This window comes from Rhizobium sp. T1470, from assembly GCF_042140505.1.
Classification (GTDB): domain Bacteria; phylum Pseudomonadota; class Alphaproteobacteria; order Rhizobiales; family Rhizobiaceae; genus Rhizobium; species Rhizobium favelukesii.
The window spans coordinates 540867-553428 of sequence record NZ_CP148093.1; the positions used below are offsets into that span (position 1 = coordinate 540867).

Genomic DNA, 12562 nt, shown 5'->3' on the forward strand with positions numbered 1-12562 from the left:
ATCAAGCCGCCGTCGCCAAAAATCCTCTGAAGGCGCCAGCAATTCATGGGCGGCAGTTATGCTCCGCGCCTGTTCGTCGCTCAAAATTAGAAGGCGACCACCTTCATCCAGATTGGAGTGCCTAGCATTACAGTTGTATTTTAGTTTTGAGGTGAGCTCGTCGAGCGGCCGCCTGATGGGCGCGCCTCCAGCATGACCATGCGATGATGTAGGCGGGGCTTATGCGACGCTGAGCGAGTCTTATGGCGATGCGCCGGACTTCCTGGATAGACCAGCGGATCAAGTCCTGATGGTCGGCATCCGCGGTCTTTTTTGGGGCGTCGCGTCATTGGCGCGGTACCGGATCACCGCCATCATGGCGAAGGCAAGCATGACGAGGGAGACGTGGCGATGCCAGCCATGCCATGACCGGGTTTCATTGTGATCGAGTCCGAGCTCGTTCTTGGCGGTCTCGAAGCTGTCTTCGATCGCCCAGCGATGGCCTTCAACGGAAACGAGCGTCTGGATGTCCGTCCCGGCCAGGCACCATGTGGTGAAGAATGCGAGATCACCGTCGCTGATATTGCGCCGGATCAGGAGGCCACGGGTCCAAAGCCCAGATGTCGTCTCGTTGTATTCGTCGGCATCGAGGTCGGCGAGTTCGCAATAGGCCCAGTCATGAAGCCGCGCGCCTTTGGTGCCCTCACCGGCGGAAAGACGTTGCCATGCACTTGGATCGAGATCACGGGCGATCTCCTGCGCTGTGCCGGCGACCGGAGGCTTACCCGACCAGGAGCCGAAATGGTGGTCCGATTTAACCCCAAGAACGTAGCCTTTGCAGGCTCGACGCAGGGTCCCTTCAACGTCCCCGACGCCATAGACCGCATCTGCGGCCACCCATGAAAACGGCACATCGGCTGCCAGCGCACGCCGTATCATCTCGACAGCCAGGCCTGGCTTGGTAGCGAAGGCTGTAGCCTGAGGAACATGAGCTGCTGCCAGCCTTGCCGGATCGCCGGTCCAGCTTTTGGGCAAGTACAGGGCCCGATCGATAAAGGCATGACCGCGAACGGACACATAGGCGGCGAACACACCGATCTGGCAGTTCGTTATCTTGCCAGCCGAACCTGTATATTGACGTGCAACACCGCACGATGTCTTGCCCTGCTTGAGGAAGCCCGTCTCGTCGATGACCAGGACCGCATCATCCGTGGCGAGGTTTTCTACGACATACTCTCGCACGATGTCGCGAAGTGCGTCCGCGTCCCAGCGCCCGCGCCCCAGAATGGCTTGTTGCCGCCACGGGCCTGGATCACCGGCCGCCTCAGCACGCATCCAACCTGTCTTACGCCGCTCGTCACCCAGCAAGCCGTCCAGGAAAAGGTTCGCAGAGGCTGCAACTCGCTCCTGCGTAAACAGTCTGCGCATGCGAGCCTTCACGTCGCGCAACGATGATGCCCAAAGCTCAAGCGTAGTCTCGATTGATGCACCTGTCATCCATGACCTCCGAATCATGGAGACCCATAGATTCAGACCACAGATAGATATGCAACTGTAATGCTAGCGAGGGCTCGCGCGTCCAGCAGCTGACCATCGGAGCTGCCAAAGCAAACCTCGACATCCTGCGTACCCGTCGCCACACGCCAGTGGCTGGAGTGGATTTCAAGCAGGGAACCCGCGGGAAAGCCCGAGCGTCGAGACAACACCTCCAGGCGTCTGACAGTGACAACCTCGTCGCCTACGAGCGCCTTGGGCAGACACAATGGATTGGGATGATACGGGCCAAAGCCTAGGGCGCGCGTCATCGCTGACAACTCTTGCGCGGATCGATCCCATCGCAGACAGCCTGCCGCATCTGGGCGTCGATGTCTCGGAAAATAGCTTCTGTCGACTAGCGCCTGCGGACGAGCAGTAAGCTTTCCCTTCGCCAAGCCAGTCAAAAGCTCGCGGAAGCCCTCGACCGCGGCTTCATGACATCTGAGGTTCAAGCTCAACGCCGTGTCGGTGGGCGCAATTAACACTTGGCGCCTAACCACCAGCTCACCCGCATTAACACCATCATCGATACGATGCCACGTGATGGCATACTCGCTCTCCTGGGCCAGCAGCGCCCAGGACGTCGCGTGCGTTCCCGCATATCGTGGCAATGGACCGTCGTGGTAATTGAATGCACCTCGACGCACTCGCCCAAACACGTCCGGTGGCAATAGGAACGGATTGGCAACGGAGAAAATCCAATCCACCGGCTCGGTATTCAGGAACGTCGAGATCTCTTCAACAGTCGCAACGCACAAGATGTTGGCGCGAGCCGCCCAATCCGCGAATATGGCATCGCCACACAGGGCCGCACCAATGAAGTGGCCCATCTCTATTGCCAGCTGAGCGCAGCGGATAGCGAGCGTACCACTGCCAACAAAGACGCTGGAGGAGATTGATCGCGCTGCAGGTTGCCTATCCTGATCGCCTGGTTCGCAAGCGCTTGCGCGCGCCGGTGAAGACTGACGTGCCATCTTCATCCCTCAGCCAGCCCATCCACTAAGCTGGGCAGTTCCCGCCTTAAAGCGCAAACAACGATTCCGGTCCGCCGGAGGCATAGCCGACATTCTCCAGCTCGACGCTGAGGTCCTTGTAGTAGCCGAGCTCGGCGGCCAGCTCATGCGGGGAGATGCCGCCACGGCTGGCGAGGTAGCGGAATTTGACGGGTGCTGCTTGCGCAAGCGCGAAGCGGGGCAGGCCGGCAACGAGAAGGCCGGCTGCAAGCGGTGCGCCGGCAAGCAGGGAACGGCGAGTGATGTCATGATCCGGTCTTTCCTGGTTTGATGGTTTGAGATGATGTATAGCGCGACAATCTGGGAGAGAAGCCGCTCTCACGTTGATTGCCGCGCCGCAATGATGCTTAAAGGGCCGCTGGTCAGTCGGCGGGATTGCTCCAGCGGCACAGCCGCCGCTGCACGCTGACCAGCGCCTGGTTGGCGATTAGGCCGAGGCCGGCGAGGACAACGATGGCCGCGAACATCAGCGGGATCTGGAAATTGTATTGCGCATTCATCACCTGGAAGCCGATGCCCTTGTTGGCGCCGATCATCTCGGAGGCGATCAGCAACAACAGCGCCGTGGTGGCGCTGAGCCTCAAGCCCACGAAGATCGAGGGGACGGCGCCTGGCAGCACCACGCGGCGGAACACGGTGAGCCGCGTCGCGCCATAGACGCGCGCCATCTCGAGCATTCGGATCGACTTCCTTGACGCCGCCGGTGGTGTTGAGCAGCAGCGGAAACAAAGTCGCCCAGAAGATGACGAAGATCTTGGAGGTTTCGCCCAGCCCCAGCAGCAGAATGAACACCGGGTAGAGCGCCAGCGCCGAGGTCTGCCGGAACAGCTGCAGGATCGGGTCGAGCGCGGTTTCGACTGCGCGCACCTGGCCCATGAACAGGCCGAGCGGAATGGCGACCGCAACCGCGGCGGCGAAGGCAATGCCGGCTCGCTGCAGGCTGATGGCGATGTCGCCGAGCAAGGCGCCGCCGGCCAGCCCTTTCCACAGAGCGGCGGCGATCATGTCGATCGGCGGCAGCACGGCGGCATTGACCCACCCGACGCTGCTCGCCACCTGCCAGAGCGCCAGGAACCCGAGGAGGACGCCGTAGCGTGACAGGAAGCGGGCGGCGGTCAGACTGCCGAGGCGCAGGAAATCGGCGCCGAGGCTGCTTCCGCCGGGATGCGTGCCTATGATGGGCGGCTGTTCGATGTGCTGCAAAGTCATCGTCTTGCCCTTTGTTCGGAGGATTATTCGGCGGCCAGCACGGTCGAGCGTGCCGCGGTCCATGGGTTTTCCGGGCGCCTGAGGCCGAGGTTCTCGCGCAGCGTCCGGCCTTCGTAAGCCGTGCGGAACAGGCCACGGCGCTGCAGCTTGGGGATGACCAGGTCGACGAAATCATCGAGTGCGCCGGGCAGCCAGGGCGGCAGGATGTTGAAGCCGTCGGCCGCCTCGCTGGTGAACCATTCCTCCAGCAGGTCGGCCACCTCAGTGGCGCTGCCGACGATGGTGTAGTGGCCGCGCGCCGTCGCCACCCACTGGTAGAGCTGGCGGATCGTGAAGTTGTTCTCGTCGGCGATCTGGCGGATCAGCGCCTGGCGGCTCTTCATGCCCTCGGTTTCCTTGCTCGGCGGCAGCGGGCCGTCGAGCGGATAGCCCCTGATGTCGAGCGTCTGGCCGGCCAAGCCGTTGAGCAAAGCGACGCCATCCTCGGGCAGGATCAAGTCGTTGAGCTGTTGGTATTTCTCACGCGCTTCTTCCGTGGTGCGGCCGACGAAGGGTGCGACGCCGGGCATGATCAGCACCTGGTCGGGATCGCGGCCGACAGCCGCCACGCGTGCCTTGATGTCGCGGTAGAATTCCTGCGCCGTCTCTAACTTCTGGTGGGCGGTGAAGATCACCTCGGCCGAGTGCGCGGCAAGCCCGCGTCCATCCTCGGACTGTCCGGCCTGCACCACCACCGGGTGGCCCTGCACGGGGCGCGGCACGTTGAGCGGACCCTTGACGCTGAAATGCTCGCCCTTGTGGTCGACGTCGTGCGATTTGTCCTTGTCGTAGAAGCGGCCAGACTGCTTGTCGCGGATGAAGGCGTCGTCCTCCCAGCTGTCCCACAGCGCCTTGACCGTGTCGACATGCTCATGCGCCCGAGCATAGCGCTCGGCATGGTTGGGCTGGACATCGCGGTTGAAGTTCTGGGCAGTCTCGTCGCCGGCTGAAGTCACGACATTCCAGCCGGCCCGGCCGTTGGACAACAGATCGAGAGAAGCGAATTTGCGCGCCAGCGTATAGGGCTCTTCATAGGTGGTGGACGCCGTGGCGATGAAGCCGAGATGCGTGGTCAGCGGCGCCAACGCTGCAAACAGCGTCACCGGCTCGAAGCGGGCGATCTTGGCGTTGCCGCCTTCGCGGGCGCCGAGGCCGACCGTCAGATTGTCGGCCAGGAAATAGGCGTCGAACAGGCCGCGCTCGGCGGTCAGCGCCAGTTGCTTGTGGAACTCGAAATTGGTGGCGCCGTCGGCCGGCGCGTCTGGATGGCGCCAGGCGGCGATATGCTGGCCGCCGCCGGGCAGGAAGGCGCCCAGTTTGATCTGCCTGGACTTGCTGGAGCTGGTCATGGCTGGTCCTCGGTTCGAACGGCTACTTGGGCATCAGGCCGCAAGGCCGACGCTGCGGGTCACACCGACGACGCGATAAACTTCGACGACCGCTTGGCGGGCACGCGCCTGGATGGCTTCAGACATCAGCACGCCGTTGGCGAAGTCCTTGTCGGAGGCGTAGATCGCGGTCGGCATGATCAGCGCTTCGAAGAAGCCGAAGAGCGGCCGCAGTTGATGCTCGACGATCAGCGAGTGGCGCTCGCCGCCACCAGTGGCAGCCAGAATGACCGGCTTCCCGCGCAGCGATGACGGGTCGAAGAGATCGAAGAAATGTTTGAACAACCCGGTATAGCTGCCTTTGAAGGTCGGCGAGCCGACCACCAGCACATCCGCGCCCAAGAGTTGGCCGATGATGCCGCGCGCCGTGAGGTCGAGATCTCCAATGCGCCGTGCGGCGGGGAAGGAGGGACCGAGGTCTTCAATGTCGAATACAGCCGAAGTCGCCCCGATGTGGTCCGCCACCTCGCCGGCGATATGACTGATGAACGCGTTGGTCTTCGACGGTCGGCTCAGATTGCCCGACATCCCCACGACCAGCTTCTTTGTCATTTCAGGCTCTCCTTGCAAATGCAATTCCACTAAGACTACCGATCTTGTAGAATGAAATGAGCGAGAAAATTTCAAAAGCACCCGGAAGGCGGGATTGAGTTTGCGCCGTGGAGCCGTTCATTGGTTCAGCCAACCCGGACCGGTGATCTCAGCCGTATGGCGTGCTCTGAGAGCTACGTGTCCTCGACGTACCGCGGGGGAACATCCACCTCAAATAACGCTTTCGATTGACCGGCTTGGGCTGGAGGACGTTCGCGCCTTCCAGGTGCATCTGGTTTCGACCGGTATCTCGTGGCCGGCGCTGAACCAGACGGTGTGCGGGCACCGTAAAGTTAACCGACGGCTGATGAAGATGTGCGTACATGGGCCATGTCAGAAGTTGCTCGTGATCCGCTTTATCGTCGCCACCGGCGTTGGTGCGCGGATATGAAATCGAGGGCATTTCGATCTTTGATGTAGTTGGTTATGCCTGCGTGACTTGACGCCGGATAGACTCCGGGCGTCCACATGCCAGCATGCGGTTGAGAACGATGCAACCGATGGCAACCTCGGTCTGTTGAGCCGGAAAGGAGCGGGCCCGCAGGCGCAATCCGATCAGCCCCTTGTATCGTCCGATGGCGGTTTCGATCAGCGCACGCTTGCCGTAGCCGGCGGCTGCCTGCCATTTCAGCCGACCGTCGCTTGCGATTGCGGCAATGTGCTTGTCCCTTTGACCAGGCGGTCCGGTATCACCGCTTTCCACCGCCGTGGAACGCGGTGGAATAACGATGTTCGCGGTTGCGCTGTGCTGCAGGATAGACCGATAGGTTGGTTTGCCGTCATAGGCTCCGTCGGCCGTGAACTGGTCAATCTCGCCGTCGATCTGATCGAGCAGCGGTGCCACCTGGGAAGGATCATCCGTTTTCTGGTCTGTCAGCCCATGGGCAATGATCGCGCCACTTTTGGCATCCACTGCCAGATGCAGCTTGCGCCAGTTGCGACGTGATCTGGCGCCATGTTTTTGCTCCAGCCACTGCCCGGCGCCGTAGACTTTCAATCCCGTGCTATCGACAAGCACATGCAGCGGGCCGTCCGGCAGCGGCGGGTTTCGTCGGGCTGATGGCTCCCACTTCTGTGCCCGACGGCTCAGCGTCGTATGATCTGGAACTGGGACTTTCAGCCCCATGAGATCCAGCAGCGAGTGGAGCAATCCCTCGGTCTGGCGCAGCCGCATTGCGAAGACGCAACCCAGCGTCAGCGCAGTCTCAATGACGAGATCGGAATACTGGGCTTGGCCGCCGCGGGTCTTGCGTCGCGGAGCGCGCCATCCTGCCAGTGCCTCCGGCGTTACCCATAAGGTCAGGCTACCACGCCGGCGCAGACCTGCTTCGTAGTCACGCCAATTCGTCACCCTGAATTTCATCTTTCCGACGTGATGACGACGATCGGCGTTGTGTTTGTACGGCATGGCACTCGGATCAAACTGATTTCGATCCTGCCTGCCTATCGCCAAACCGTTGACAAAGGATCCATGCACCAACGCTGATGTCTGGCACACCTTCATCGAGATGCCTTGGTCGCCGAGCTTGCCGGCCGATCGCTTCCAGATATCATTGGCGAAATGCCTGCCGAACTTCTCCGCCCAGAGCCGCACGGTCTGGTGAGAGACGATGACGCCACGAGCTGCCAGCATATCCTCGACCATCCGCAGGCTGAACGGAAACCGGAAATAGAGCCAAACGGCATGGGCAATCACCTGCGCCGGAAATCGGTGGCGACGATAAAGAGAATCGCGGGAAAATCTGGGCATGCGGCCAGATCCCACATTTTGATCGATGCCCGGTTAACGTTACGGTGCCCTCTAGACTCCGTAACCATCCAATTCCTCCAGCGCATAAGCCGATCCGGGCTGCTGAAACTGAAGCAAACAATCGTTTTCGCGGCTGAACCGCGCAGCCATCCGACAAAAGCCGAATTGGCTAAAGCTTTACGTGCATAAGCTACTTATCATATTCCCTGGCGAGCAGAAATGGACGGACCGATAATTTTCAGGATGCGGCGATAACGACAATTGCGTCCCATTCATATATCTAAATGAGCAGTGGTTAATTCCGAAGGAAATTCCAAAATACGCACCTGCCGGTGCAATGTAGTTTCGAGGCGCCGGCAACGTAAAACGACACTTATTCAAAACAAAACATGCAAACATAGGAGGATAGGTCGTGATCTATCGGAGGAACATTCGTGCGTGCTTTGCGCAAGCGTTGGCTTGCAATAGGAATCATTCTGCGTGCACGCGCTCAGGCGCCGGGAAGAATTCCACCGCCTATTGTGCAGATTCATGCGAGACGCTCCTGATGCCGGACATCGGCAAATAATGGCGCGCGAGGGGTTGCGCGCAGCCGAGGCCCTCTGTGTCGATGCGTAATGGCTCGAGGCTTGCATGCAACCCCTACCATATCCACCCATTGTCGAATTGTTGACGCTGCCTTTCATATGGCAGAGCGGAGGCTAAGATGACCACGGCATGTGATGAGAAACATATCGAATTGAAGCCGATTTCGAGCTGCAGACAAGAAGTCGAAGTCGCGATGGTGGAAATGCTCGTCAGTTTGCAGAAACGTGGATGGTCGGCTGCGGAATTGGCACTGGCGCTCGCAGATGCCTCCGAAGATCTCGTCATGCTGATTGCGACCAAAACGCTTCGACCGAATTAGGTCGTGGTGAGCCAGTGCGACAGCCGCCACTTTGCCTGGTTTTCGCTCCAGCAATTCCGTCGCCCATTGTGTCGAGGCAGCTTTCGACTTGCGACTGAAGCGCAACACCGCAGTTGCCCCAATCACCAGCAGGCGGCGAATGTAGGGATCGCCTTGCCTCGTGATCCTGCCGAGACGCTCCTTGCCGCCGGAAGAACTCTGCCGGGGAACAAGACCGATCCATGCCGCCAATTGGCGCCCGGAATGAAAGCTTGAGACATCCGTGATCGTCGCTGCAATCGCACTGGCCGTAACCGGCCCGATACCCGGAATTGTCGCCAGGCGTTGGCTGATCGCACTCGAGCGGTGCCATTCGAGTATCTGCCGGTCCATCTCTTCGATCTTCCTGTGAACATGGCGCAGTTGATCGCACAGGGGAGACAAAGCACGTCGCACAATCTCCGGGATCAAGTGGTGATCGGCGTGTTCGATCAGTGCCACTGCATCCTTTACGCCCATCGGCCCAAGCCGGGTCGCGATCCCAAGCTCTGCCAGGTGAGCGCGCAACGCATTGATCAGCATCGTTCTTTGACGAACAAGCAGCTCTCGGGCGCGGTGCAGCATCAGCACTCCTTGCGGTGATGTCAGGTTAACTCGATCAAATAAGCTTTCGGCATGCTGGTTGGATCAGGCCGCTGTCGCGGTGACCGCCTTCCAATGTGCCATCGCCGTGAGGCGATGCAGATGAACAGCGGTGGCAGAGTGGTTGGAGCGTGCGGGACGAAGAGATTTCGGATCGCGGAGAACACACTGACGAAACGTTGCAGCGAACCCGGCGAGCGAAATCGCTGCATGATCCGCTCCCGTTTCCGCAGAGGAAGATGCGAGTTTTCGGCGCGGTTGTTCAGGCCCTTGTGTGATCGATGCTCGACGGTGGGCATCACATGCCGCCGTGCTGCGCCATAAGAGCGAAGCTTGTCGGTGACGATCCGCTTCGGCAGACATCCCTGCTTCTTCATCAACCGCGTTAGCAGACGCTTGGCAGCCTTGGTGTTGCGGCGGGTCTGGACGATCTCGTCGAGAACGTAGCCGTCCTGATCGACGGCGCGCCAGAGCCAGTGTTTGCGTCCGCCGATCGTCACGGCCACCTCGTCGAGAGGCCACACATCATCTGGGCTTGGCGCCTTCCGCCGCAAGCGGCGCGCATAATCCGGGCCGAACTTCCTCGCCCAACACCGGATCGTCTCATAGGAAACCACGATGCCGCGCTCCAGCAGCATTTCTTCGACCAGTCGCAGGCTCAGCGGAAATCGGGTGTAGAGCCAGACCGCATGGGCGATCAAAGAGGGCGGAAAGCGATGCCGTTTGTAGCTGACAGGATTCAGCTTCATGGCGCCGAGCTAATAGCGAACGCCTTCAAGGAAAGTTAATCTGACATCACCACCCACGGCGCTGACGTTATCGAATTCAACGGACGGATGCTCGACTCGCCGCACTTGAAATCAGTCACATACATTCGCGCCATCTCTGATGTTGCCCGATCAGCGGCGATGTATACGGATACAGCCGCTTCTAAGCGCGTTTTAAGACAATTGGTTCATTTTTCTGCTACTCGCTTGACGCAATGTATACAGTATGGTCTCTTTCTCAAAAGAGGAGGATGGTTCATGGAGAGGTCGACTTTTCCGCTCAACGCCTGGTACGCCGCTGCCTATGACGTCGAAGTCAGGCGCGTCCTGGTCGCGCGGCGCATCTGCAACAAGCCGATCGTCCTGTATCGCAAGGAGGATGGCACTGCGGCGGCATTAGCGGATGCATGTTGGCACCGTCTGGTGCCGCTGTCGCTCGGCCGGCTCGAGGGCGACAAGGTGATCTGCGGCTATCACGGCCTGGAATTCGACGATACGGGCCGCTGTGTATACATGCCGTCGCAGCACACCATCAATCCGTCGGCCTGCGTGAAATCCTACCCGATCGCGGAGAAGCACCGCTTCATCTGGATCTGGCCGGGCGATCCGGCGCTTGCCGACCCTGCGCTCATTCCCGACCTTCACTGGAACGACGATCCCGATTGGGTAGCCGACGGAAAGCTGATCGAAGTGAATTGCGACTACAGGCTGGTCTTGGACAATCTCATGGATCTGACCCACGAGACCTTCGTGCATGGCACCTCGATCGGTGACAGGGCGGTCGCGGAAGCGCCGTTTGTTGCTACCCACAACGAAAAATTTGCCGTGGTGACGCGATGGATGGAAAGGATCGATCCGCCGCCCTTCTGGAAGAAGCAATATGGAAAACCGGGCAAGGTCGATCGCTGGCAGATCATTCGCTTCGAAGCGCCCTGCACCATAGCCATCGATGTCGGGGTCGCGGCGGCGGGCACAGGGGCGCCGCAAGGTGATCGCTCCCGGGGCGTCAACGGCTATGTGCTCAATACGATAACGCCCGCGACGGACCGGACCTGTCTTTATTTCTGGGCGTTCGCCCGTAACTACGACATTCGTAATCAGGCGCGCACCCATGAATTGCGAGAAGGAGTCGCCGGCGTGTTCAGCGAGGACGAAGCCGTGCTCGAAGCCCAGCAAAGGGCTATCGAGACCAATTCCGACCACGTCTTCCACAATCTCAACATCGATGCGGGCTCGATGTGGGCGCGCAAGCTGATCGACCGGATGATTGACGCGGAGTCTCAGCCCACGCGCGCGGCCGCAGAGTAGATCATGGCCGATGCTATCGATACTGGCCCTCGGCAGCAAACGCTCAAGGCGTTGCAAGGGTTGCGGGACATAGTGCTGAAGGGCGAGGTCGAGGCGGGCGAGCGCCTCTCGGAGGTGGCGCTTTCGACGCGGCTCGACGTTTCGCGCACCCCGCTTCGAACGGCGCTGCAGCGGCTCGAACAGGAAGGGCTTGTCGAGGCGATCGCATCCGGCGGCTTTGCGGTTCGCCGCTTCAGCCGGAACGACGTGATCGACGCAATCGAGTTGCGTGGCGTTCTCGAAGGCACCGCAGCCCGTCTTGCGGCGGAACGTGGCGCGCCATCCGAGGGACTTCGCCAACTCGCGGGTGTCGTGGCGGCACTCGATGCAGTGGTCGCGCCGGGCCCGGAAAACCTGGATTTTGGCCGCTATGAGGAATTGAACGGCGATTTTCATGCGACGCTCGCCGCGCTGAGCGGCAGCGATATCATCAGGCGGGAGATCGCACGTGTCACCGGTCTGCCTTTCGCGAGCCCCAATGCCTTCGTCAACGATCAGGTCGACATTCCCGCCTTTCGCCAGTCATTGCTGCTCGGCCAGGTTCAGCACAAGGCCATCCTGTCGGCGATCGAGGGACGCGAAGGCGCGCGCGCCGAGGCGCTTGCGCGGGAACACGCGCGGCTGGCCCGCCAGAATCTCGATATTGTGCTGTTCGACACATCCCAATTGCGCCACCGGGTCGCGGCACTCGCTCTGATGGCCGGTTGACTGCATCTTCGGGTTCGGCCCGATCAATGGAGGAATACATGCGTTCGAGGCAGGAATGGCGGCAGGCCCGCGTCATCGACATCGCCCATCCGACCGAGGACGTGCGCGCCGTGACCTTCGCGGTGAATGGGCCGCTGTCGGCTTTCGATCCGGGCTCGCACACCAATATCCGCGTCATGATCCACGATGCGCCGGCAATACGGACCTACACGGTCCTGCCCAGCGCGCCGGGCACGCTGAAGATTGCCGTGAAACTGCACCCCAACAGCCGGGGAGGCTCGGCATGGGTGTGGTCGTTGAACCCCGGCGACGTGACGGAGATGACCACGCCGGAGAACCGTTTTGAGTTGTCCTGGCGAGCCTCCCACTATCTGCTGATCGCCGGCGGGATCGGCGTCACGCCGATCTTCGGCATGGCACCCGCGCTCATCAGCGGCGGCCAGAGCGTGCGGATGATCTATGGCGGCAGGAGCCAGGCGCAGCTGGCGTTCCGTGATGAGTGGAAATCCCGGCCCTGCGAAAGGCCGTCGAGGTGCGTCCAGACCAGAGTATGCTCGAGGCGCTTCTGCAATCCGGCGTCGACATGGTCTATGACTGCCAGCGCGGCGAATGTGGCCTCTGCGCCGTCGGCGTCCTTGATCATGAGGCGACGATTGACCATCGCGACGGCGTTGGTGCATGGATCGGGACTTGAGCGGATCTGGATC

9 protein-coding genes and 6 pseudogenes are annotated in these 12562 nt (G+C 60.7%); 6 read left to right on the forward strand and 9 right to left on the reverse strand.

Going from position 1 to position 12562, the window contains the following annotated elements:
- Positions 1–279 precede the first annotated feature (279 nt).
- The 6 genes and pseudogenes from WGT02_RS32380 to msuE form a co-directional block, all read right to left on the reverse strand.
- Positions 280–1494, reverse strand: a complete 1215-nt coding sequence (locus tag WGT02_RS32380) for an IS701 family transposase (RefSeq protein ID WP_208244986.1) — start codon at positions 1492–1494, stop codon at positions 280–282.
- A 14-nt stretch (positions 1495–1508) separates the two neighbouring features.
- Positions 1509–2345: a formyltransferase family protein gene (locus WGT02_RS32385; RefSeq protein ID WP_225040392.1), complete on the reverse strand. Its 837-nt coding sequence runs from the start codon at positions 2343–2345 to the stop codon at positions 1509–1511.
- A 193-nt stretch (positions 2346–2538) separates the two neighbouring features.
- A pseudogene (locus WGT02_RS32390) lies at positions 2539–2757 on the reverse strand (ABC transporter substrate-binding protein); the annotation flags it as partial.
- A 133-nt stretch (positions 2758–2890) separates the two neighbouring features.
- Positions 2891–3737 (reverse strand): annotated as a pseudogene (locus WGT02_RS32395) (ABC transporter permease).
- Positions 3738–3760: 23 nt separating this feature from the next.
- The gene (locus tag WGT02_RS32400; protein ID WP_208246120.1) at positions 3761–5125 is read right to left on the reverse strand and encodes an LLM class flavin-dependent oxidoreductase; all 1365 of its coding nucleotides are present in this window, start codon (positions 5123–5125) and stop codon (positions 3761–3763) included.
- Positions 5126–5158: 33 nt separating this feature from the next.
- Positions 5159–5716, reverse strand: a complete 558-nt coding sequence (gene msuE / locus WGT02_RS32405) for an FMN reductase (RefSeq protein ID WP_208246122.1) — start codon at positions 5714–5716, stop codon at positions 5159–5161.
- Between the two features lie 223 nt (positions 5717–5939).
- On the opposite strand from msuE, the pseudogene WGT02_RS32410 reads away from it, so the two are divergent.
- Positions 5940–6044 (forward strand): annotated as a pseudogene (locus tag WGT02_RS32410) (integrase); the annotation flags it as partial.
- Between the two features lie 135 nt (positions 6045–6179).
- Here WGT02_RS32410 and WGT02_RS32415 read toward each other — a convergent pair.
- Complete coding sequence (locus tag WGT02_RS32415) at positions 6180–7163, reverse strand: IS5 family transposase (protein WP_208246421.1); 984 nt, start codon at positions 7161–7163, stop codon at positions 6180–6182.
- A 1048-nt stretch (positions 7164–8211) separates the two neighbouring features.
- On the opposite strand from WGT02_RS32415, the gene WGT02_RS32420 reads away from it, so the two are divergent.
- A complete protein-coding gene (locus WGT02_RS32420) occupies positions 8212–8412 on the forward strand; it encodes a hypothetical protein (protein WP_164591416.1) in 201 nt (66 codons plus the stop codon).
- 6 nt (positions 8413–8418) lie between these two features.
- Here the strand turns inward: WGT02_RS32420 and WGT02_RS32425 are convergent.
- Together WGT02_RS32425 and WGT02_RS32430 are read right to left on the reverse strand one after the other, a co-directional pair.
- Positions 8419–9054 (reverse strand): annotated as a pseudogene (locus WGT02_RS32425) (IS110 family transposase); the annotation flags it as partial.
- Between the two features lie 24 nt (positions 9055–9078).
- Positions 9079–9782: pseudogene (locus tag WGT02_RS32430) on the reverse strand (IS6 family transposase).
- Positions 9783–10058: 276 nt separating this feature from the next.
- Between WGT02_RS32430 and WGT02_RS32435 the strand changes: the two are divergent.
- The 4 genes and pseudogenes from WGT02_RS32435 to WGT02_RS32450 all read left to right on the forward strand — a co-directional run bounded on the left by WGT02_RS32435 (position 10059) and on the right by WGT02_RS32450 (position 12549).
- Positions 10059–11108, forward strand: a complete 1050-nt coding sequence (locus WGT02_RS32435; protein WP_208246423.1) for an aromatic ring-hydroxylating dioxygenase subunit alpha — start codon at positions 10059–10061, stop codon at positions 11106–11108.
- Between the two features lie 3 nt (positions 11109–11111).
- The gene (locus tag WGT02_RS32440; protein WP_208246125.1) at positions 11112–11855 is read left to right on the forward strand and encodes a GntR family transcriptional regulator; all 744 of its coding nucleotides are present in this window, start codon (positions 11112–11114) and stop codon (positions 11853–11855) included.
- A gap of 38 nt (positions 11856–11893) precedes the next feature.
- Positions 11894–12355, forward strand: a pseudogene (locus tag WGT02_RS32445) (FAD-binding oxidoreductase); the annotation flags it as partial.
- Positions 12356–12405: 50 nt separating this feature from the next.
- Positions 12406–12549 (forward strand): 2Fe-2S iron-sulfur cluster-binding protein, encoded by a 144-nt coding sequence (locus WGT02_RS32450; protein ID WP_375679849.1) that lies wholly within the window; start codon positions 12406–12408, stop codon positions 12547–12549.
- The last annotated feature ends 13 nt before the right edge of the window (positions 12550–12562 follow it).